General features: G+C 45.1%; 26 protein-coding genes and 1 tRNA gene. All 27 read right to left on the bottom strand.

Annotated features, from left to right (window positions below; translation table 11 throughout):
- Positions 1-17: 17 nt before the first annotated feature.
- Positions 18-455 carry a phage holin family protein gene (locus HDCHBGLK_RS01420; protein WP_004605827.1) on the bottom strand — a complete coding sequence of 146 codons (438 nt, stop codon included), beginning with the start codon at positions 453-455 and terminating at the stop codon, positions 18-20.
- Positions 456-593: a hypothetical protein gene (locus HDCHBGLK_RS18720; RefSeq protein WP_154648384.1), complete on the bottom strand. Its 138-nt coding sequence runs from the start codon at positions 591-593 to the stop codon at positions 456-458.
- Between the two features lie 56 nt (positions 594-649).
- Positions 650-1,030 carry a hypothetical protein gene (locus HDCHBGLK_RS01425; protein ID WP_004605829.1) on the bottom strand — a complete coding sequence of 127 codons (381 nt, stop codon included), beginning with the start codon at positions 1,028-1,030 and terminating at the stop codon, positions 650-652.
- 398 nt (positions 1,031-1,428) lie between these two features.
- Entirely contained in the window at positions 1,429-2,241 is an 813-nt protein-coding gene (locus HDCHBGLK_RS01430; RefSeq protein WP_004605831.1) for a hypothetical protein, read from the bottom strand.
- Positions 2,242-3,177 (bottom strand): Gp37-like protein, encoded by a 936-nt coding sequence (locus HDCHBGLK_RS01435; RefSeq protein ID WP_004605832.1) that lies wholly within the window; start codon positions 3,175-3,177, stop codon positions 2,242-2,244.
- Positions 3,178-3,218: 41 nt separating this feature from the next.
- Positions 3,219-4,058 (bottom strand): hypothetical protein, encoded by an 840-nt coding sequence (locus tag HDCHBGLK_RS01440; RefSeq protein ID WP_004605833.1) that lies wholly within the window; start codon positions 4,056-4,058, stop codon positions 3,219-3,221.
- Entirely contained in the window at positions 4,059-7,196 is a 3,138-nt protein-coding gene (locus HDCHBGLK_RS01445) for a phage tail tape measure protein (RefSeq protein WP_004605834.1), read from the bottom strand.
- A complete protein-coding gene (locus HDCHBGLK_RS01450) occupies positions 7,180-7,503 on the bottom strand; it encodes a hypothetical protein (protein ID WP_004605835.1) in 324 nt (107 codons plus the stop codon). Before HDCHBGLK_RS01450 ends, HDCHBGLK_RS01445 begins: the two co-directional genes overlap by 17 nt.
- Positions 7,503-7,802: a hypothetical protein gene (locus HDCHBGLK_RS01455; protein WP_004605836.1), complete on the bottom strand. Its 300-nt coding sequence runs from the start codon at positions 7,800-7,802 to the stop codon at positions 7,503-7,505. The genes HDCHBGLK_RS01450 and HDCHBGLK_RS01455 overlap by 1 nt, the downstream gene beginning before the upstream one ends.
- Before the next feature lie 50 nt (positions 7,803-7,852).
- Positions 7,853-8,419: a hypothetical protein gene (locus HDCHBGLK_RS01460; RefSeq protein WP_004605837.1), complete on the bottom strand. Its 567-nt coding sequence runs from the start codon at positions 8,417-8,419 to the stop codon at positions 7,853-7,855.
- Positions 8,409-8,786, bottom strand: a complete 378-nt coding sequence (locus tag HDCHBGLK_RS01465; RefSeq protein WP_004605838.1) for a hypothetical protein — start codon at positions 8,784-8,786, stop codon at positions 8,409-8,411. Before HDCHBGLK_RS01465 ends, HDCHBGLK_RS01460 begins: the two co-directional genes overlap by 11 nt.
- The gene (locus HDCHBGLK_RS01470) at positions 8,786-9,202 is read right to left on the bottom strand and encodes an HK97 gp10 family phage protein (protein ID WP_004605839.1); all 417 of its coding nucleotides are present in this window, start codon (positions 9,200-9,202) and stop codon (positions 8,786-8,788) included. Before HDCHBGLK_RS01470 ends, HDCHBGLK_RS01465 begins: the two co-directional genes overlap by 1 nt.
- On the bottom strand, positions 9,195-9,509 hold the full coding sequence (locus HDCHBGLK_RS01475) for a phage head completion protein (protein WP_004605840.1): 315 nt from the start codon (positions 9,507-9,509) through the stop codon (positions 9,195-9,197). The genes HDCHBGLK_RS01470 and HDCHBGLK_RS01475 overlap by 8 nt, the downstream gene beginning before the upstream one ends.
- 1 nt (position 9,510) lies before the next feature.
- Positions 9,511-9,822, bottom strand: coding sequence for a phage head-tail connector protein (locus tag HDCHBGLK_RS01480; RefSeq protein ID WP_004605841.1), 312 nt, complete (start codon positions 9,820-9,822; stop codon positions 9,511-9,513).
- Positions 9,823-9,833: 11 nt separating this feature from the next.
- The gene (locus HDCHBGLK_RS01485) at positions 9,834-10,844 is read right to left on the bottom strand and encodes a major capsid protein (protein WP_004605842.1); all 1,011 of its coding nucleotides are present in this window, start codon (positions 10,842-10,844) and stop codon (positions 9,834-9,836) included.
- Positions 10,845-10,874: 30 nt separating this feature from the next.
- Positions 10,875-11,483: a phage scaffolding protein gene (locus HDCHBGLK_RS01490; RefSeq protein WP_130574551.1), complete on the bottom strand. Its 609-nt coding sequence runs from the start codon at positions 11,481-11,483 to the stop codon at positions 10,875-10,877.
- 100 nt (positions 11,484-11,583) lie between these two features.
- A complete protein-coding gene (locus HDCHBGLK_RS18725) occupies positions 11,584-11,736 on the bottom strand; it encodes a hypothetical protein (RefSeq protein ID WP_154648385.1) in 153 nt (50 codons plus the stop codon).
- A gap of 51 nt (positions 11,737-11,787) precedes the next feature.
- A complete protein-coding gene (locus tag HDCHBGLK_RS01495) occupies positions 11,788-12,279 on the bottom strand; it encodes a hypothetical protein (RefSeq protein WP_039909447.1) in 492 nt (163 codons plus the stop codon).
- A 55-nt stretch (positions 12,280-12,334) separates the two neighbouring features.
- On the bottom strand, positions 12,335-12,631 hold the full coding sequence (locus tag HDCHBGLK_RS01500) for a hypothetical protein (protein ID WP_004605846.1): 297 nt from the start codon (positions 12,629-12,631) through the stop codon (positions 12,335-12,337).
- A 9-nt stretch (positions 12,632-12,640) separates the two neighbouring features.
- Positions 12,641-13,417, bottom strand: coding sequence for a minor capsid protein (locus HDCHBGLK_RS01505; RefSeq protein WP_004605847.1), 777 nt, complete (start codon positions 13,415-13,417; stop codon positions 12,641-12,643).
- Positions 13,401-14,801, bottom strand: a complete 1,401-nt coding sequence (locus HDCHBGLK_RS01510) for a phage portal protein (RefSeq protein ID WP_004605848.1) — start codon at positions 14,799-14,801, stop codon at positions 13,401-13,403. Before HDCHBGLK_RS01510 ends, HDCHBGLK_RS01505 begins: the two co-directional genes overlap by 17 nt.
- A 10-nt stretch (positions 14,802-14,811) precedes the next feature.
- Entirely contained in the window at positions 14,812-16,221 is a 1,410-nt protein-coding gene (gene terL / locus HDCHBGLK_RS01515; RefSeq protein WP_004605849.1) for a phage terminase large subunit, read from the bottom strand.
- Positions 16,214-16,690 (bottom strand): transposase, encoded by a 477-nt coding sequence (locus HDCHBGLK_RS01520; RefSeq protein ID WP_004605850.1) that lies wholly within the window; start codon positions 16,688-16,690, stop codon positions 16,214-16,216. The genes terL and HDCHBGLK_RS01520 overlap by 8 nt, the downstream gene beginning before the upstream one ends.
- Before the next feature lie 20 nt (positions 16,691-16,710).
- Positions 16,711-17,217, bottom strand: a complete 507-nt coding sequence (locus HDCHBGLK_RS19180) for a GNAT family N-acetyltransferase (RefSeq protein WP_233440726.1) — start codon at positions 17,215-17,217, stop codon at positions 16,711-16,713.
- Positions 17,218-17,314: 97 nt separating this feature from the next.
- Positions 17,315-17,387, bottom strand: a tRNA-Ile gene (locus tag HDCHBGLK_RS01530).
- A 254-nt stretch (positions 17,388-17,641) separates the two neighbouring features.
- Positions 17,642-18,100 (bottom strand): hypothetical protein, encoded by a 459-nt coding sequence (locus HDCHBGLK_RS01535; RefSeq protein WP_004605851.1) that lies wholly within the window; start codon positions 18,098-18,100, stop codon positions 17,642-17,644.
- A 12-nt stretch (positions 18,101-18,112) separates the two neighbouring features.
- Positions 18,113-19,162 carry a tyrosine-type recombinase/integrase gene (locus HDCHBGLK_RS01540; protein ID WP_004605852.1) on the bottom strand — a complete coding sequence of 350 codons (1,050 nt, stop codon included), beginning with the start codon at positions 19,160-19,162 and terminating at the stop codon, positions 18,113-18,115.
- Positions 19,163-19,242 lie beyond the last annotated feature (80 nt).

Consider the following 19,242-nt stretch of genomic DNA (forward strand, 5'->3'; position numbering starts at 1 on the left):
GCCATGCACAATGGCCGTCAATAACGGCCTGCGCTATCCCTACCGCCATTCTCCCCATCCTTGTCTCTTAACTGCAATAATATTTCCTTAAGTTTCTCCGGTATCGGTATGAACTCTGCCGCATTTTCTAGTAGGCTCAGTGCCTCATTGCATATATAGAACATAATCACCACTTCTCTCAGCGGTATCGTTCCGCCTATAAGTTCCTGAATCTTGAATGAAAGCGCGATCACGATGAACATTAGAGCCTTCTTCAAGATTCCCCTGAATCCAATCTCGGATGACATCCGCTTATTGTAGATACCCTTGATCCACCCTGTCGCATAATCAAGAATTGCCAGTGTCACGATTGTCTTAAGCATCACGTCCCATCCTCCCATGTGATAGGACAAAAAACCGCCGACGATCCCGCCGGCGATACTGATCCAGTTAAATACCTTGTCCATTTTCTTCATTTACCCCACTTCCTTTGCAAGTTCCTCCATGCCGGAGTCTGTAAGTATCTCCTTGACCTGTTCCTTAAGCAGCCTTGGTACCTGCTCATACGTCTTTTTTCCTAACATAATCTGCTGTGACCATAACATTGCCATCATTTCCTTACCTTCCTTTCTCTGAAAAAATATAATTAGATATGTTAATAGAGTTACCATTACTGATATACCAGTTCCGACATTTCAAGAATGCACTGTTCAAGCATGTCGTTCTTCTCCATTAAGGCCTCATTAGCCGCCTCAAGGGCCTTCATGCGGTCGTCCGGGCTTTCGCCCTCCTTGTACATCAGCACGCCCATGATTCCGGCCGTATACTTGACTATCGCGTCAAATCTGGTATAGTTCTCATACTCCGCTACCGTGGCATTCCTCTCCTGGATCGTCATCCGCCTGGTGGCGAACGCATCCGAGAACATTGTCCTTAATTGCTCTTCGGTTGCAGAGATCGTCTTGAACAGCAGGCCTCCATCTGCCTGTAAGGAAGCCTGCTGTATTTGCAGTTCCTGTCCATCGTTGAAAATGGTTTTCAAAATAATCACATCCTTTCTGTGCGGCAGAGCGCAAAAATAAGAGCCTTTCGGCTCCGGATTTACGGTTACGATATTTAACTAAATAGAAAATTGCCTGCGTGCAATGAAATATATACAGGAGTCGCAAATCACGCACAGTACGATATACCAGACATTACGCCTTATGATCTGCTGGTTATATACGGTGGCCCCGGAACATACGCCAATACTTCTATGGTTGTCCCAGTAGCGTCGATCGTGTACAAGGATGACGGTCAATTTGCGCTTGGGGTATACCAAGGAAGTAGTACTTTCTGGGAACTGGAATTCAATTTTCCGACCAGCACCAAAATTAACATTGCAAACTATAAGAACCAATCCTGGACTACTCCGGCAATCCGAAAGATTTTGGGGATAAAATTTATAGATTATTTAGAAAAGTAACTGACTGAAAATTCATAGGCTGTATTCGTACCACCTTTCAGATTGATCTGCAATTCTCCAGATGCAGTAATTTGGCCAGATGTCACGGCTGTGCCATATCCGACAGGGAATCGTGTAACGGCAACTGGAGCCGGGAGATTTGCTATAGTTTTCCATCCAGATCCAGAGGCAATCCATATATTACCGCTCACGCATACATTGTTATATTTTTCAATGGCAGAAAAGTAGTTAATTCCGATGCCAGAGATAGGATCATACTCAGTGATGTTTTCCAATTTTCTATTTAGTTCATCTGTCATCGTCTTAAGTTCTGCCATAGATGTAAGCACTTCATACAATGGATCTATTGACACTATGTTGATTCCGTCAAGCGTAACCTTGTACAGAGGGAATTCAGAATATATATCTCCAGCCCTGATATTCCCATCTATATGGCTTGGAATAGCCGGACTGTCTACGGATGGCGTTCCATTGATGGACTTAAGAAACTCTGTTTCTATTCCGCTTGTGGTATCCTTGCTGTACACCGATACAATCAGATCAATCCTCTTTTCCCCCTGCGTACCATATTCAATTATTACCTCTTCGCTTTCTCCTTCCGGTATAATTACATGCCTTCCCTGGTGGATCAGGCTGCCATCATGCACACGCACCACATTATTTGACAATAACTCAGCCTCCATCTTTCGACCGATATTCAACACATAATTGTCCGGGCCTGTAATGGCTTTCTGAAAATCAGCATCATCTTGAGAATCAATGTGATCCGTTGCGCTCACTCCTGTTATGAGTTCCACCTAATCATCTCCTTCTATGGTATAATCTATTGTTTCCCTGTCATCCGTAATCTTAAGTATCTTTCCAACAACCGGCTTCTTGACATATATACCTGTTATATAATCTCTGCCGGATACCGTATCTCCTACCTCAAGTTCCACATCGTCTACCGACATCTCAAACTTCTTGTAATTCATAAGTTTTTTGAAACGCTCGATCCCGTCCTTTTTTAATTCCTCCGCATCGTTTATGGATGTATACGAATATAGCGCGGTTCTTTCATCAAGCCCCGTATAATACTGTGTTTCGCCTATATTTCCGTCCGCATCCGCATATAGATGCAGGACAAGGCGGCTTTCCTCTTCTCCCTCTCCTGCACATATGAGATGGTTAATCCCGTTCCTGCACTCGCGGGCTGTAAAATTGATATGATAGTCCTGCGAGAATTCAAGGCTCTCTGAATAATCCACAGCCTCTACTGCGCCGATCTCCACATATCCGGGTCCGTCATTGCACTCTATGTACTTGATCGACAGCCTATATCCCACCTGAGATAGCATCCTGGCTAATCCGTCCAGCATGGTTGTATAGCGATCGAATTGATAGTCAACTGTAATTCCAGTATCTTGCTGCGAAACAGAAAACAGATCGCCGAACGAATTTCCAAGTATTCCTGATATCACGGAATTAAGTTCTCCTGATACAGTAAGGTGTGATGACCCTTTTGGTGGCTCTACTATCTTCTTCCCCATCATCCCGCGCCATGTATCGCCGCGTACAATGACCCGACCTCTTTTCGTTGATGTCTCTATATCTCCTATAACTCCCCCATATTCTGTCCCTGGCACGAATAGCCTATATCCATAATCAAGGCCCGAGTGATTCCACTCCATAAGCGACACTTCAAATTGGAAGTCATTGGTATCGCCTATATCAAGATCAAGGTTCCTCTCCATATCCCAATACCTGAGTTCTCTTCCATTCGCATCCGCAATTATCAGATTAATAGCAGTTCACTCCTTTCGTGGTACAGGGTAATGTCTATTCCAAATGACCCATCCCAGATCACATTGCTCTTGCCCGTCGGTATCAATTGGAATACGGATGATTCCATATTCCTGCTACCAAATTCGTTGACGATCTGCTTGTTGGCCTTATACCGCCTTATGGTCTTGCTCTTAGAGTCAATGACCATGTATTCGCCGTCATCAACGCTTGTGAACACCTCATACACGTGTCCGTTAATGGATACCCTTGGATTCAGGCTTTTTCCATATATTGTCATAGAGAAGTTGCAGTCAGAATAATGCTCATTTCGGATTATTCCGTTCCCCTTCTGCGTATTCGTGTAATTGTGCGGATAATTGTACGGATAATTCTGGCCTCCAATACTCTTGCTTTCCGCTCCAGAATACGGCAGATATTCGAAAGTCTCTTCCGTAATCCAGTAAGGCCAGTCCGTCACAAATTTGATGTATACAAGCGCAAAATCAACGCCCATGTTCCAATCCTTCTTCTGGCTGGTAACGGCATTGCAGAGGACATACTGACCATGATAGTACAGCCGCCCCCTCGCATTGTTAAGCACATCCGTTTCCAGTGCCTCAAACAACCTCTTTCGTGCCTGTACATATTCTTCATGCGTATTCGCAAGGATATTGATAGTTACGGGCATCTCGCATACTCCACGGGAAAACGACACTACCTTCTGTGCATCGTTGGCCTCGTAATCCCATGAGTAGTCTGTTATCTCATTGATATCATTGACTAGATAAGGGAAGGACGTAAGATCAAGCACCACATTATTACTATTCACATAACATATATCTGGGTACATCTAAGCCCTCCCTTCTGACCAGCGGGAATATGCACGGCCCATCTCCCTGTCATTCAGTTCTATCACGATCCCCTTGATCTCGCTTCTGACAATGTTTCGGATATAGTCATAATTGGTATTGTCCCTGCCAGATGAATACTCCTTGTTTTCCTCGGAAGTAAGAACTCGCTCACCCTTATGCAATACTGCTCTGTATCCATCATAAGGAACATTATCAAGACCGTTAAAGTGGTGAAGTTCCGTAACTCCATCCCATGCCGCAATAGAGGGATTATCCATATACTGCGCCGCAATATGAATAGTCCTGTCCCTTGTTGCATAATCTGCCTTATCGTTAATTTCCTGTAACGCTGATATCGTCCCGTCCTTGTTTACGGTAATGTTATAAGGCGTATTGTTGATGTTGACAATTCCCGTCCTGGTTCCGTCCGTATGCAGTTTCAAGTCATCCATAGATTTAACTACGTTTCCATTTGCGTCCATGATTTGGCCAGTATTGCTTACATACAGGCCCATTGATGAGCCTATCGCCTGATATGCGCCGCTCTGCCTACTTGCCATATTCTCAGCATCCTGCGCCATCTTTTCCGTATATCCTCCGCATTCTGCCGTAGATTCATTGTATATGCCTACAATTGCGCCAGTATTTTCATCTACCGTAACGCGCATATTCTGCCACATTCCGGCTTCCTTATTATATATCTGATAGCATCCGCTTTCGGTTATCTGGTTCAGCCCGTCATAATGATTCATCATATTGTAGAGCCTTTCTTGACAGGCCTTATCCTCATTCGTAAGTATCGTTCCGTTAAACTTGTTAATTACATCCAGCAATTCAGGATTCTTCTCCTTGATGATGTTCATATACTCGTCATAGAGTTCATTCTGCTTATCAATTTTCTTCTGCTTATCGCTCTCAAGATTGGCAATCTGCTTCTCCATTTCCTCGCGCTCTGCGCCAGTACATTCTGCTGCTTTGGACTTGAGCATTTCAATCTGTGTATCATATGATGCCTGAATCTGCACGATCTCATCATCACGCGCTTTCGCCTTTTCCTGCATCAAGTCAGACGCGCTCTTAGCATCCAGGTTCTTGACTCTCGCGGCAAACTCATTCTTAGCATACATGATCTCTTCCTGGGTTCCACCGAGATTTTCAAGTTCGATCTGCTTGATTCTCTGCGTCTTTTCCTCTACTGCCGCAATCTCCTGGTCATTTAATGCCCTGCCTTCATTTACTGCCGCCTGTTTGATAGCAAGTATCTCATCCTGTAGTTTCTGCACTTCGCTGATCTGGTTATCGCTTGACCTGGAAAGTATATCTAATACCCTCTGCTCGCTTTCATCTATCACCTCATCATCAGCGACAAATAATTCCTTCAAGGCCTTTTGGCTTTCTTCCTTCTTGCCAGATATGGTATCAACAGCCTCCTGGCACATCTCCGATACGCGTCTTGTAAATTCTGCGCTTTCCTCTTGCGAGATCACATCATCAAACCCAATCTCATTAAGAAATACGCCGAATTCCTGTAGTGCCTCCGTGGATTTTTCTACCTCTTTCTGGAATTCCTTACTGATATCATCTGAGAATTCCTTATGTACAAGCCCTAGTTTTTCCAACTCTTCCCTTGACTTCACTTCTACGCCGTTAAGTTTCGCAAGCACCTTTTCCATTCCCGACATTTCATCGGATGACTCTATCACAGATCGCTTCATCAACTGCGTATTCTCGTGGGCGGCGTACATTCCGGCTCCGACAGCAGCAACGCCGACCACAAGCGGCGCACAGATAGAAGCGAGACTTCCCATTCCGCCAACCAGCCCAGTTCCGCCAAGGCTACCTAACGCTGTACTCGCACCGCTCATAACGCTGCTTAATTTTGTGAATGTTCCTATCCCTCCGCCTACCACTTTAAGCACAGGGCCAACGGCTGCGGCCAATGCCATCCATTTTATAACATTCTGCTGCTCCTGCTCTGACAACCCCGCAAATGCGTCTCCTGCCTTGCTTAATACCTCAGATACTTTTGTGATGACTGGAATGAATGACGCTCCGATCTTTATTCCTTCATTCCTTAATTTGTTCAAGGCTCCTTTTAATTGCTCTGCTGGGGTCGCATCCATTTTATCGAAAGCCGATTGCGTAGCACCCGCGCTCTTGTTCATAGCGTCCAGCATTCCATTGTACTCCTGACCATTTCCTTTCGCGAGAACCAATGCCGCTGATCCAGCCTCCACTGAGCCGAACATGTCTTTCAGAGTCATTCCGTTCTTCTCTGCGTACTGGCTCATCATGTTCAGAATGTCTGACGTTGCAACGCCTTCCTTCTTGAGTTCCGCAAATCCTTTCCCTGTCAGTTCCCGAAGGGCCTTGTCAGACGTACTTCCTGTTTTTCCTAACTCGGAAAGCATCTGCTTAAGATATGTTCCGGCCTCTGCCGTGGCAATACCGTTCTTGGTCAACTGCGCGTAAGATGCAGACAGTTCATTCATCCCAAAATTGACAGAACTGGCAATAGGGATTACCTTGCCCATGCTGCTGCTCAATTCATTTACGGTTGTCTTGCCGAGATTCTGGGTGGTAATCAGCATGTCAGACAGTTTAGTAGCATCTTCCGCACTCAGGTTATATCCATTGATCGCCGTGGTAAGGATATCCACTGCGCTTGCGCCGGACGTGAATCCGCCTTTTGCCAACTTCATGGCCTCAGTCGTGAATTCGACCGCCTTGGTCTGATCTACGCCTGCGGATATGGCCTGATATACGGATTCAGAATACTCATCAACCGCAACCTTGGTTTCATTCGAGCCGCTTATCAGGCTGTCTTTATATTCCGCAAAATCCACGACGCCATCATCAAGCAGCGTACTCACTTTCGCAAAATTGCTTTCAAAATCAACCGCCATCTTGGTTGTTGCAACGCCTACGCCAACAATTGGGAGGGTTACGGACTTCGTCAGCACTGATCCTACTTTTCCAAGCGTCTGTCCAGTCCTTGTCAGGCCAGACAGGCTCTTCTCCACCCTGTCAGCCTCGCTCTTTCCAAGCGTAGCGGCATTCTTCATGTCTTTCTTGAATTGTTCCGTATCTACTTTGAGTTTTGTTACCAGTGGTGCTAACTCAATTCCTGCCGCCATTACATCCACCTCCGCTATGCATTCTCACTGATTTTTCATCAGCCTTGGTCTGCTGCAATCTCCATAAGTTCTTGAGTATCTCCATGCCTTCCTTGGATTTGGTGTAACTTGCGATCCAACTCTCCTTGTTCAGCAGCAAAAAATAAGGATAAGGCAGTTCCAGAACTTCGTTAAAATTGAATCCCGTATACTCGCTTATCCTTCTAATAATTCCAGTTTTTAAACGATACTCTTTTTCCCATTCCTCTTCCGGAAAATATTTTTCGCATATTGCCTTTCCAATTTCTCCAGGAGGAATGGGGATCATTAGTTTGGGTCTGATTCCGCTTCGTATCGCAATACTGACATTGTATTTATAACATTAGTAATTGCATCCGTTGTCCAGTCATATAAGTCCTGTTTTTCGAACTTCCGTCCTTCCTTATTATGGTTCATAAATAGGATTGCAACATCCATCCGCTTATCGTTGATATTATCTTCCGTCAAATCCTTCTCGATCATATCTACCTTGTCTATCATTCTTAGGGTAGGCTGCATTACATGTATGACTTCCCCGCATATCCTCATTTCCACACTGTTGTCCAAATACTTGTCTAAGTCCAGCATCTTTTATCCCCTTTCAATCAAAAATAAGGAGGGCGCATTATCGCGCTCTCCTATGCTGCTACGATCGCGGCAGCCTCTTCATCTGTAAGTTCTTCCTCAAACTTCGCCAGAAATCCGTCAATCTTGTTGATTGCCGATATCTCCGCATCAATCGTCAGTTCCTTGCCCGTGAATTCAAGCGCGAATCCAGAGCCGCCCTGTCCGATCATCGTGAATCTGATCTTCTTCCCGTTCTCCTTCTCATGAACGAATCTCATAAGCACCGTCTTAAGCGACTTTCCCTTTCCGGTAAACACGATGGTTCTTACCTTCTTTTCCTTGTCCTCTGTATACTCACCCGTGGAAAGCATCGAGATATTCTCCATGTTCCAGGTAAGCACACCCGTCTTAGCCGTAATCTCTTCTTTTGTAATGAACGATTTCACGATTTTCTCATACTGGTTCAAAACGTCATACTTGGTCGGCTTATAGTTTATAGAGAACCCTCCACTGCAATGCCCTACGTTGTGATCTGCGCTCTCAATCGTTGAATCTTGTGGCAGTTCTGCTCCCTCAAATTCGTACATGTAGACTTCGCCTGCTCCAAGCAAAATCTCATCCTTATTCTTATTTCCCATTAATTGTCCTCCAATCTATCAGGTAATATCTTTTCAGTTCCCATTTCTGCAAATCCTCATTAAATATCCGGCCGCCGCCAGATGAAAGCACCGACCGAAACCTTGTATCTCCATATGATATGAATGGCGCGTCCTCTTCCATTGCAAGCAGTTTCGCAATTTTATTGTGAGCATCCATGCCTGAATCATAGTCGTCTGAGATCACATTAAGGGTCAACTGGCTCTGGCTCAAGTGCCCCGATAAAATATCCGTAAATGTATAGTCAATGTTAATCCCTTCGTCCGGGTCTACAACCATTACAGGATATAGCCGCGATGCAAATTCCGGGATCATGCACTCTATGTAATTCTTGATATCCAATTCCATTACGATTTACCTCCCAGAATCCTTTCTATGGATGATTTTTTTGAGAGTTTCGCATCTTCCAGAAACGGCTGCGGTCTCTGCCCGCGTGTCCAATGGAATCCCTTGTATTTTCCTGCCATCACCGTATAGCCCCACGGAGTTTTCCTGCCATTTCCATCCTTCGCATAGATTCCAGTCCCTTCATGCACATAAGGCGCATACTCAAGCGTACTGCCTATCATGCCGACTATCTCAGAGGCCGAGATATCAACCTCGCTGGTGATTGAAGCCCTGAGAAGGCCCTGATCTACCGGGCAGTTCTTTTTCGCCTCGGCCTCAACAACATAACACGCGGTTTTCATATTCCTTCCTACATCAGCAATGATTTCCAGCATTGCCGCATCCATGCTGGACTCAAATCCCGCATTATCAGACATCCGTGGTCACCTCCTTAAGAAGCAGGCTTGACAGCCTCCCGGAGTCGTTGCATGACATCACCATATATACAGCATCATCATTCTTAATCCGATATTTTCCTGCCTTTAGCCCCTTTCGATGCGTAAGCCCTGTATGTGTTGATACCTTGTATAACTCGCTTGCATGCATTACGGTTTCATCAATTTTATATACCGCAACATCGACCTCTGAGACATATACCCATTCCGGCTTAAATCCGCCAGATGGACTTCTGACACGCTTTTCTTCCTGAATCGTGTATCTGCTCATATCCCGGTTTATTGACATGTTATCTCCTCCTGCGTAATCTCCTGTGCCGATATATGACACGCTTAACTGACGGTGGCAACTCATTGATATATGACACTGATACTCCGCTATTGCTCTCGCTTGCTATGCCCTCTGTTCCGTCTCGATTGAACCTGATAAGCGTCAGTTCTTTCACTGCCAATTCACATGCCTCTGGCAACTCCTCGTCTTTTTCATAGTTGATAGCGTCCCGGATTTCCAGAACGCTATCATGTACCATATCATCAAGGATATATATCTTGTCACCCAAGCCAGGACGTTTTAGCAGGCTCTCTAATATTCTCTCTTCCATACGATCAACTCCTACAGTTTGTGCTTGAACTCCACAATCCTGATCTGCTTTGGCTCATATACAGGGTTCCAATTCTGCGCGTCAGAAAGTTCTGCTCTTGTAGGACCTTCCTTCTTGTTGCTTACCTTGGCGTTTGTGAACTGAATTCCGCGCGGATGAAGTATGTTCGTCCATCTGTTAATCAGGTAGTCAATACCGGAACCCTTCTTCTTGTCCCGATCTGTCTCGGTTGGCGCGAATCCTACTGGATTTCCATTACCAAGCGCAATTGCGCCCTGACCGAAAAGGTATGTAGAGAATACCTGATTTGAGCCAGAGCCAGTTACAGGACATCCGTCATCCACAATGACTCGTTTCCCCTGATATAATCCGAACGACACGTCATTCGATGGCTGTACGGTCTCAATAAGATTCTGCTTCTTAAGTGCCGCCTCCGTAGCACTATGCATTACAACACCCGTAAGTGCCGTCTTATTGTCTCCAAGCAACTGTTCTGCATCAATGAAAGCAGACCCGCTCCACTTAGCCGACGTTCCCGAACCGCCAGAAATGTCTAATATATTGCTTGCAAGTGGCGTTGTCGCCGAGGACGCTTCTGATGCTGTATAAGAGCCGAAAATTCCCTTTAGAATAGCAACTAATTCCTTCTGCATATCACGCGCGCGGAACCCTGCCACCAGTGATGCAATCGCAAGCATCGGATCGCTTCCAGCAAGCGCGGCAGACAGATCAGTAGCACTCCACATCTTTGCGCGCCTGATGATTACTGCAACGTCCTGCTCGGATTCAATTCCAGACGGCGTCAAATCCTTCCCCTCCACTACGGGCTCTGACTCACCCGTCAAATCCTCGAAAAACGGCATATTCACTAGTGGAGAGGCCTGTGAAGCCAGTTCGTCAAATTTAGTATCATTAACAATAATTCCACAGTTATATAATGCCGATTTCTCCATTGTCTTCTGGATTACGTACGGCGTAAATAACTGTGGTACAATTACATCTGATAATGTTGTTCCTGCCATGTGTTATCACCTTTTTAACCTTTCTCGTTCTTATAATGTTACTCCGGCTGCGGCTGCCATTTCCTGTGCCTGTGCGGGGTTTTCCTTAAGCATTTTTCCTTGCTCCGTCAGATTGAATGTCTCTTTTGCGAATGGGTTAGTAGTCGCTGCACCTGTACCGCCCTGCGGATTGTAACTCTGATGCTTCTGTCCAGTAGGAAATAGCATAGGAATTGATTCCTTATAGGATTTCACGATTTCATCTACCCCAACAGGCTTTCCGTCCTTGTCGAACGTGAACTTCTCTAGCCCACCATGCTTGTAAATCAGATAGTCAGCATCTGTGCATCCAGCATTTGAAATTACTTCCTTGAGCCTGTATAACTTCTGCATATCCTTATTCGCTTTCTGCAAGTTTTGAATTTCTGTCTTATATGTCTCAATCTTTCCTTGCAGTTCCTCATTTCCCTCAGTGCTTTCCTGCAAATCCTTGATGGTGTCATTTGCAGTATTAAGTTCCGTGACCTTTGCGTCATACTCATTTTTTGATATAATGTGTTTCGGTGCCTCTTTGCTGATTTTTTCTAATGTCTTTTCCACATCCAACTTTCCATCTTCCCCGTATACCGCATTTCTTAAGATTTCCTTTAACCATTCCATTTGTTTCACCTCCATAGATTTTTACCGGCTCTCCCGGCATTGGCTGTACCGTTGTTCTTTATACCCTGCAACATTAAAAAAGGGTAAAATAAAAGAACGCTTACGCGTCCTTCGTTTTTGCTGCTCTTTTTTGAATTACCCCGGCTTTTTTCAATTGCCTTGCCCTTGACTCGGAAACCTCAATCTCTTCGCCTTGTCCTATGTTCCTGTGCTTTTCCACATCGTAATAAGACCTTATAACCTTTACAATCAACCCCATCACCTCCAATCAAAAAGCCACTCGCAAAAGCAAGTGGCTTTTTCTTTATTCTAATGACGCGTCACGCGAAATTATTATTCTTGTGTCTCCATTATCCATTGTAAAATATCCTATCGTCCATACCTTTCCATCACTTTTAATTATATATCTTCCGTCTTGCCCTGGGCCATATTTTCCTTCGGTGCTATCTTTGTCCAATTCTCCATATACATCTTCTATATATTTCTTCGCATCATCCAAAGTTGCTTCTTCCGAATCATAATACACTGACGAAATCAAATCCATTTCAGATTCCGTATTTGAGAACTGGTAAGTAACAGAATATTCTTTTCCATCAATTTTTCCCGGTTCACTTAAGACATAAGATATATTATCTTCCGTATCAAGTTCTTCCTTTTCTAAAATATCTGACTTTTTATCAGTTATGCTTATTTTAGAATTATGTGGCAATTTTGTAACATCATCTTTTCCACCACATCCAACTATCATAACGCAACACATAACCGTAACAAATAAAACACTTACAATCCTTTTCATTTCAAATCCTCCCTGAAATATATTATATCCATATATTACCACCTCGGGAGTCTGTCTACAAGCGATTGTTAAGAGCATCCATGAGATATTTCTTACGGTCACATAATATCTTGCAGGCCTCCGGGTTATTCGTTCTCCTTGCCTTGTCAATCAACTTCTGTATGCGCTTGATCTCGCTGTTAATGTAGCATACATGGTGCTTCGCCTTGCAGTGCGGGCAGAGATAATATACATCTATCAGTCCATCATCCTGCACATGCTCTATCATCATCTTCGCTGTCGGCTCAAATGCTTTTCCGCATGTACACTGTATCTTCAATTTCTTATTTGCTGTTACCTTTAACGATTTCATATAATCCTCCTATTCTACTTCCGGCAAATATGTGCACCTGCAGTTCGCATGAAGTGGAAGTATAGGCTCTTTTCCAAGCGGATATACCTTATCATGATATCTCATGCATGTCTTGCATGTCCGCTCATCCAATGCCGCCCATACCCTCACACTCTCTATGCCTCCATCCTTATATCCCATGAGTACCGCACTATTGAGGTAGTGCATCGTCTCTGTCCGTATAAGCCGATGGCAGCTATTAAAACTGTTGCCAGTATAGTTATGCAGGCTTATCGCGATTTCGGTCGCTGTCTTTCCTTGCTGTAATCCAGCAAGGAGGATGTCATTAAGGCCGAACGCAAGTTGCTTCTGATTTTTCCAAATCCTGCCAGAGAAACTGTCACCTCTCCAGGGTTCATTCATCAACTTATCCATAAGTTCTCTATTTGGGACTGATATCCCACGGACTTCTAGGAACTCTGTTGTTGCCACATACACATCCTTGAACCCATCCTGCATATTTTCAGTGGCCTCGTTCTGCACTTCCTCGCCCAGACACTTGATAATGCTCTCGTATCTCTTGCATAGTTTTTCAAGGCGGTCGCGCTTATACATATCCGATAGCGATAGCGTGCCGTTCCGGCTGTACTTCTCGGCAATATAATAGAGTTCCTCCCTGATCTGTCGGCTTGCGTCAAGGTAGAACTCCAATATTCTGCGGTTCTTTTCTTCTATCGTGTTGTACATCTCCCAGGTGGTATTAGCAATACGCTGCTCCCAATACTCTGCGCTATTCTTCTTCTCCATCCGCTAACCCTCCATCGGCTTTGGGAACATTGTCCCATTGCGGCTCCCTTTCCTTCCTCTGCTTTTCAAGCCTTTCAAACTCTTTTGTGGGGTCATCTACCCAAGGGTGCCTGCGTACGATTGTCTCATCTGATATGATTCCCTTGCTCTTCTGCGCTATGTCTGAGAGTTCCGCATCATTCGTGACGCTCGTCCTTGTCCACGTCTGCTCAATATTATCTGCTGACAGATTGTGGAATCTAAGGATGGCACGCACAAGCCTGTTAAATGATATTCTGAATTCCGTCTCCATGAATCCGGTCTTAAGTTCGAGAAGCGAGTACAGGTATCCCAATGCCACGCCTGAACTGTTACCAAAATTCTGTGGGTCTGGATCAATCGCCATCCCTTGTTCAAAGATAGATTTACGGGTCATTGTCAGCAGTTTCTCCCTGGCCTCTACAGGTATCTCTATTGCCAGTGTGGATATTCCTGATCTGTCGTTTGGCCCTTCGCTTTCCACCTGGATTATCTTGGTATTATTGATTTCCCGTAGTATTTCAGTCGGACTGTCAGCCTCTCCACCGTAATTTGTGAGGACGAATATGATCTCCTGAATATCTTCCAGATCGTTCACGAATCCTGAATATATCTTGTCATAGGAGTCTATCAGTTCCTTGATGTCGTTGAGATCATTCGTGCCCTCATCGTTGTTGTTGAAGAATATGAATGGCACTTCCCCAAGCCCATGCTGATAGACGCTCTCATAAGACTCAGAATTAGCGGATACGTCAATCGTAAGATACTGGCGGTAAGGTTCCAGCGCGTCATATCCATTGCTATCAATCCTGCGCCTGAATGATTCTGCCTCTTCATCCGTCCAGAATTCGTAAATGTAATACTCGTCTCCTGTAGCGTCATCAATATCACGGTATGTGCGGAGTACTGCCTTAAGTTCCTTCTCCAACTCCTTGTTCCATATTGGCACTACCTCTCTTGAGTCCAGTACCGAATACTTAAATTCTCCGTTCTCTCCTTTCCAGTAATGCAGCCAGCCTACGGATGTATTAGAGGCCTGCACGCATAATGCCTTGCACTTCTTCTGGAATGCATCACCCAAGGCTTTCTTAATGGTTTCATTTGCCTGGTCATTCCCCGCATCGAATAGCACGGGGTCCGTAAATGCGTATGCCGCTTTCTGGTTGACTTGCAGTTTATAGAAGTTGCTCGGTATTCTATTGTCCGCGTTTCTTAGCGGGTCATCCTCTATCTTATCCTCGCACTTGATCGTCATGATATCATTTTTCTTTCTGTAATACCTGTTAGCAGTATCCGCTTCAACCACGAACTTTTCATGTCCAGGCATATACGATCTTAGCATTTTCTTAGCAATTTCTAATTCCATAATTCCTCCATTATCCCATAGACACGCCGCCAGAGTGTACCGTGTTCTCCGCTACTCCCGTTGTCGCGTCTGGTGCATCATCATGTGCATTGTTCCCTTCCCGCTGATACTTGTACATTGCCTTGTAGTAGTCAGGCCATCTGTCTTTCCAGTTCTTCGGGTAATATATGTGATTCATAACCCAGGTGCTGTTGGACAGTATTCTTGCGGTCTTGTTTTCGGACTGATGGAACCACTTGACCTTGGTCTTGTTGCTCTTATACTCCTGCTTAAGTATGTTGATTACGGACCTTGCGAATCCGCGACCGCCGTTATTCGATTCAATCTTCGCCCTGTTCACGCCATATTCTAATAATGCCTTTGCTACCATCGGCTCCGTATCCTCCATTGGCTTCTGAGTATATATGACATCAAGCACATAGGCCTCCTTGTTATATACGCCATACGTAATACTGCACAGGTAATCGCTTCCCTCGTCTGCCGTATCCGTATAATTCCTGATGGAAGAAAATAGAGGCTTGCCTGTAGTATCCCGGGGAACGTCATCATAAGTCTTGAAGGACGTGTATAACTGACCCTTAAGATCAATAGGCTCCTGGTTATAGTTCGCGCTTGCTATGTCCTCTCCCATTGCGCTAATCTTGTCCATATAAGAAGCATAAGAAAGGATTTCGGGGCACAGCATCGTATGGCTCTCCTTGTCTATAAGCGCCTTCATGGCAATATGGCGATATCTCTTGCCTTTCTCCTTGCACCATTCAAGAACTCTTCCAGCCAAATCCTCGCTGTGCCAGCGCGTCATTATTATGATGATCTTCCCGCCCTCTTCAAGCCTTGATAGCATCGTATCGGTGAACCATGTCCAGTGTTCTTCCAGCACCCTGGCATTATAAGCCTCTTTTGCAGCCTTGATTAGATCGTCTATAATCATCAGATCACACCCGAATCCCGTAGCCGTTCCAGTGGGTGAAGTCGCAAGGTAATTGTTATATCCTCCATCAAGGCTCCACAGTTTCATTGCCGCATCACCATACTTAATGCGGACTCCTGGAAATACATCAGAGAACACTGGCTTATACATATCTGCTTTCACAGCCTGTATGCTGTTCCTTACATTTTTCGAGAACATGGTCGAGAGTGTTTCGTTATATGATCCGGTCATAATCTTTTTCGTGGGATCATTCCCAAGAACCCACTCTACAAGATTGCCAGCCGTACGGCTCTTTCCATGCCGCGGAGGCTCATTGACAATGCATACTTCCTCGTCAGACTCAACAAATTCCTGCAACGAGTTGCATAACTGTACCAGGTATTCCCTATCGTCCCTGTAGAAGTCAGGTGCTTTCAACTGACAATAAAAAAAGAACTCGCGTCTTGCAAGTTCTGTCCTGGCACCCAGCCTGATTAGTTCCTTATCCATCCTTAATCAACTTCTTAAGTTCTTCTGTCGTAAGCCCGTTGTATGGATTATTGACATTCATGGCTCCTTCCACGCTATAGTCTCTCTTGTCCCTCCAATCGCTAGGCTTTCGATTCTTAAGCCAGAATATTTGTGCTGTCGTGTCCGGGGCCATCTGCTTCTTTACAATCTTCGTAACCATCAACTCCGGCTTGCCAGTATCTTCATTGAACACTCTTTCTCTCGTAACCTCGTCATACTCGTATCCAAGAGCCTTTTTAAGCAGCGCATTCTCTACTTCCCGGTCTACTACTTCCTTGCCCTTTTTTAAGGCGTTAGAAAAGTCAGGGTACTGCTTCTTCCATGCGTATATGGTTTCTCGGCTTATGCCGATGTTTTTTGCTATCTGCTCATCCGTCAGTCCATCTCTGGCCCATCCTTCGATCTTAAGCAAGCCTTCCGGCTCTATCCATTCTTGATACTTAGCCAACCCTGGATCACCTCTCTTCCCTATGCCTTCTTCTTAGCCTCCATGTAATCGGCTAACTCTATCTCATACAGTTTTTCATCGTAGTATCTTCCATCTGTCAGCCTTGTACGGTTTTTATACGTCCCTACTATCCGGCCTCCATACTTCCTGCATATCCTGTCATATGATTCTTCTATAGGATTTCCGATAATGACAGACCATTCCAGGCGGCGTATAGCATACCTGGAAAATATCTTGTCTAATGCCTCTCCCAAATCATAGCCAAACTCAAATGACGGCTTATCCTCAAAATTGATTATCCCCAGAGCATATGCATACTCGCTTGATCTATCTATCCGGTATTCAATCGATCCTATGACTTCTCCGTTTCTAACTGAAACATACTGATGGCGGGTCCATGTATCATGATTGATATTAACATCCTCATAGAAGTTTCCAGCATGATACCACTTATATCTATCATCCATCCAGGTTTCTCTTAATTTTTTTATCAATTCTTCCTGATAATTCAGTGCCCAATCTAACATATTCTTTCTCCTTATTGTTTGCGGTTTTTTATTTATCTTATAAGGAGGTTTGTCGGATGGATTCACATGTTGTGAAGAAACCGCAAAAACTCCACAATCGGGATGCCTGGACTCGAACCAGGGGCTTGCTGCATATAAGGCAGTCGCTCTACCATCTGCGCTACATCCCGTTAACGGGCCTCTGTACCCGTTAGCAGTAATATTTCTCGTGCCTTGCACTGCACTATCTGATTTTAGGGTTCAGCACCGCCGCGCTACCGAACGAACCGGGTTACGTCCCTCTGCATGCAAAAAACCACCGGAAGGATGTTCCTACCGATGGCCCATTGCAAACTCAGGGGGAAGACATTGTGCACTGTCTAACGACCATACACTTTTGTCATTGTAATAATAACATAAGTAAAACGGTCGGAACGGTCAAACATTATTTTCTTATGCCAATTTCCCTTTCAAAAGCCTGCCTGCAACTTTCCGCCGTATGTGGGTGTCCCATTCTGCGTGCGATCTGTCCCCAACTCAGCGAATCATCCAGACACCTGTATCTGCATATCCTCCTTATGCGGCTGTCAGGAATGCTCTCTATGTACTGCTCTGCCTCCGTGATCTCCTTATCCAGCCTTGTGATTTGACGCTCAAGCATATTGCTGTATATGCGCTTGTACCTCAGCCGCTTTTCATACTCCGGCATCGGGAATCCGGTAATCCGCTTCGTGCCAAGCGGCTTCTTCCCTTTCTTTCCGCATGTCACGGAGTCTGACACGACCGTGCCCTTATCCTCAAGCCTCTCTATCTCCCTGTCATTGTCCTCTTTCCTGCGCCGCAAATCAGATAACTCCTTTTTGTGGCTGCATAACTGAGTCAGTATGCTCTTGTCTATCTCCATCCTTCTCCTTCCCTATGCTGCCGCCCTTCGTCTTACGTCACGCAATGTGTCCGGCGTGGACTCCGCATAATAGCGGCTCGTAACGTTCGGGTTGCTATGTCCAAGTATCTCCTGGATATCCCCAATGTCTACTCCCTGGTTCTTCAACTGCATTCCCAAGGTTTTTCGCATCTTGTGTGGATATACGCGGCACTTAAGCCCTGCGCGTCCGGCGATCGTCTTAAGAGATGCCCTGATTCCAGTCTTGTCAAGACGGTTATGCGGCGATCTCTCCCACACAAATAATGCCTCGTTCTCATCCTTCCTGCTCTCCAAATACTTGCGGAGATGATACCTTGCCACCTCGTCCAGATAGATCACTCGGTATCTTCCACCCTTCTCGCCAAGAATGGTCACATCTCCCGTATTCCAGTCGATGTCATCCCTATTGATCGGCACGATCTCGCCTACCCTGGCCCCGGTGCTTCTCAGGGCTTCTACCAATGCCCTGTCTCTCAGGGTAATGCATCCTTCCCTTAGTTCCTCCATCTGACCCGGCCTGAAATAGTCTATCGGCTTTCTGCGCTCCCTCTTCGGCTCCACGCATTCGACAGGATTGTATGTCACAAACTTCTCCTTGCGTAGCCATGTGAAGAATGCAGATAGATATCTGCGCTCGTTATTGCAAGTGCTGGCCTGGTTCTTGCCTCTGTTGTTCTTCACGTTTCGATTCTCGTAATACCGGAGATAGTAGTCTATGTCTATCTCGTCTATGTCGGTAAGAGGCTTGTCTACCTGGGTAATAAGACGCGTTATCGCTCCTATATACTGATCCATCGTCTCTTTTGCCAGCCTGCTCTTCTTAAGCCTGTACAAGTCGATAAGATAGTTATTCTTTTCCTCCGTGCTTGTATCCACTTTGGCCGGAAGGGTCGTGATCCGCTCCACATTCAGGAATACGAACTGTTCCTCTATTACTTTCTGTAGGATATCCAGTGTTACCGCGTCCAGATATACGGACATTTGCAGCATAATGTTGTTAATAATGTTGCTCTTAATATTTACATTCTCATTTGTATACATAATATTTCCTCCTTGGTATTGCCTAAGAAGAAGTCATATGATACAATCTTCTTAGGTGAATGAGCAGTGGAGATTATACT

Origin of the sequence: [Clostridium] scindens ATCC 35704 (assembly GCF_004295125.1) — a bacterium.
Taxonomy (GTDB): Bacteria; Bacillota; Clostridia; order Lachnospirales; family Lachnospiraceae; genus Clostridium_AP; species Clostridium_AP scindens.

What these genes read in the sequence shown, in the direction of transcription:
- HDCHBGLK_RS01500 (WP_004605846.1), bottom strand. Translation starts at nt 12,631, where the DNA reads ATGAAATCGTTAAAGGTAACAGCAAATAAGAAATTGAAGATACAGTGT.
- terL (WP_004605849.1), bottom strand. Translation starts at nt 16,221, where the DNA reads ATGGATAAGGAACTAATCAGGCTGGGTGCCAGGACAGAACTTGCAAGA.
- HDCHBGLK_RS01445 (WP_004605834.1), bottom strand. Translation starts at nt 7,196, where the DNA reads ATGGCGGCAGGAATTGAGTTAGCACCACTGGTAACAAAACTCAAAGTA.
- HDCHBGLK_RS18720 (WP_154648384.1), bottom strand. Translation starts at nt 593, where the DNA reads ATGATGGCAATGTTATGGTCACAGCAGATTATGTTAGGAAAAAAGACG.
- HDCHBGLK_RS01435 (WP_004605832.1), bottom strand. Translation starts at nt 3,177, where the DNA reads ATGGAGAGGAACCTTGATCTTGATATAGGCGATACCAATGACTTCCAA.
- HDCHBGLK_RS01420 (WP_004605827.1), bottom strand. Translation starts at nt 455, where the DNA reads ATGAAGAAAATGGACAAGGTATTTAACTGGATCAGTATCGCCGGCGGG.
- HDCHBGLK_RS01475 (WP_004605840.1), bottom strand. Translation starts at nt 9,509, where the DNA reads ATGTCAATAAACCGGGATATGAGCAGATACACGATTCAGGAAGAAAAG.
- HDCHBGLK_RS01465 (WP_004605838.1), bottom strand. Translation starts at nt 8,786, where the DNA reads ATGGAATTGGATATCAAGAATTACATAGAGTGCATGATCCCGGAATTT.
- HDCHBGLK_RS01510 (WP_004605848.1), bottom strand. Translation starts at nt 14,801, where the DNA reads ATGGAATTAGAAATTGCTAAGAAAATGCTAAGATCGTATATGCCTGGA.
- HDCHBGLK_RS01540 (WP_004605852.1), bottom strand. Translation starts at nt 19,162, where the DNA reads ATGTATACAAATGAGAATGTAAATATTAAGAGCAACATTATTAACAAC.
- HDCHBGLK_RS01470 (WP_004605839.1), bottom strand. Translation starts at nt 9,202, where the DNA reads ATGTCTGATAATGCGGGATTTGAGTCCAGCATGGATGCGGCAATGCTG.
- HDCHBGLK_RS01460 (WP_004605837.1), bottom strand. Translation starts at nt 8,419, where the DNA reads ATGGGAAATAAGAATAAGGATGAGATTTTGCTTGGAGCAGGCGAAGTC.
- HDCHBGLK_RS01505 (WP_004605847.1), bottom strand. Translation starts at nt 13,417, where the DNA reads ATGGAGAAGAAGAATAGCGCAGAGTATTGGGAGCAGCGTATTGCTAAT.
- HDCHBGLK_RS19180 (WP_233440726.1), bottom strand. Translation starts at nt 17,217, where the DNA reads ATGTTAGATTGGGCACTGAATTATCAGGAAGAATTGATAAAAAAATTA.
- HDCHBGLK_RS01455 (WP_004605836.1), bottom strand. Translation starts at nt 7,802, where the DNA reads ATGCTGGACTTAGACAAGTATTTGGACAACAGTGTGGAAATGAGGATA.
- HDCHBGLK_RS01480 (WP_004605841.1), bottom strand. Translation starts at nt 9,822, where the DNA reads ATGGAAGAGAGAATATTAGAGAGCCTGCTAAAACGTCCTGGCTTGGGT.
- HDCHBGLK_RS01495 (WP_039909447.1), bottom strand. Translation starts at nt 12,279, where the DNA reads ATGAAAAGGATTGTAAGTGTTTTATTTGTTACGGTTATGTGTTGCGTT.
- HDCHBGLK_RS01440 (WP_004605833.1), bottom strand. Translation starts at nt 4,058, where the DNA reads ATGTACCCAGATATATGTTATGTGAATAGTAATAATGTGGTGCTTGAT.
- HDCHBGLK_RS01485 (WP_004605842.1), bottom strand. Translation starts at nt 10,844, where the DNA reads ATGGCAGGAACAACATTATCAGATGTAATTGTACCACAGTTATTTACG.
- HDCHBGLK_RS01490 (WP_130574551.1), bottom strand. Translation starts at nt 11,483, where the DNA reads ATGGAATGGTTAAAGGAAATCTTAAGAAATGCGGTATACGGGGAAGAT.
- HDCHBGLK_RS01450 (WP_004605835.1), bottom strand. Translation starts at nt 7,503, where the DNA reads ATGATCCCCATTCCTCCTGGAGAAATTGGAAAGGCAATATGCGAAAAA.
- HDCHBGLK_RS01535 (WP_004605851.1), bottom strand. Translation starts at nt 18,100, where the DNA reads ATGGAGATAGACAAGAGCATACTGACTCAGTTATGCAGCCACAAAAAG.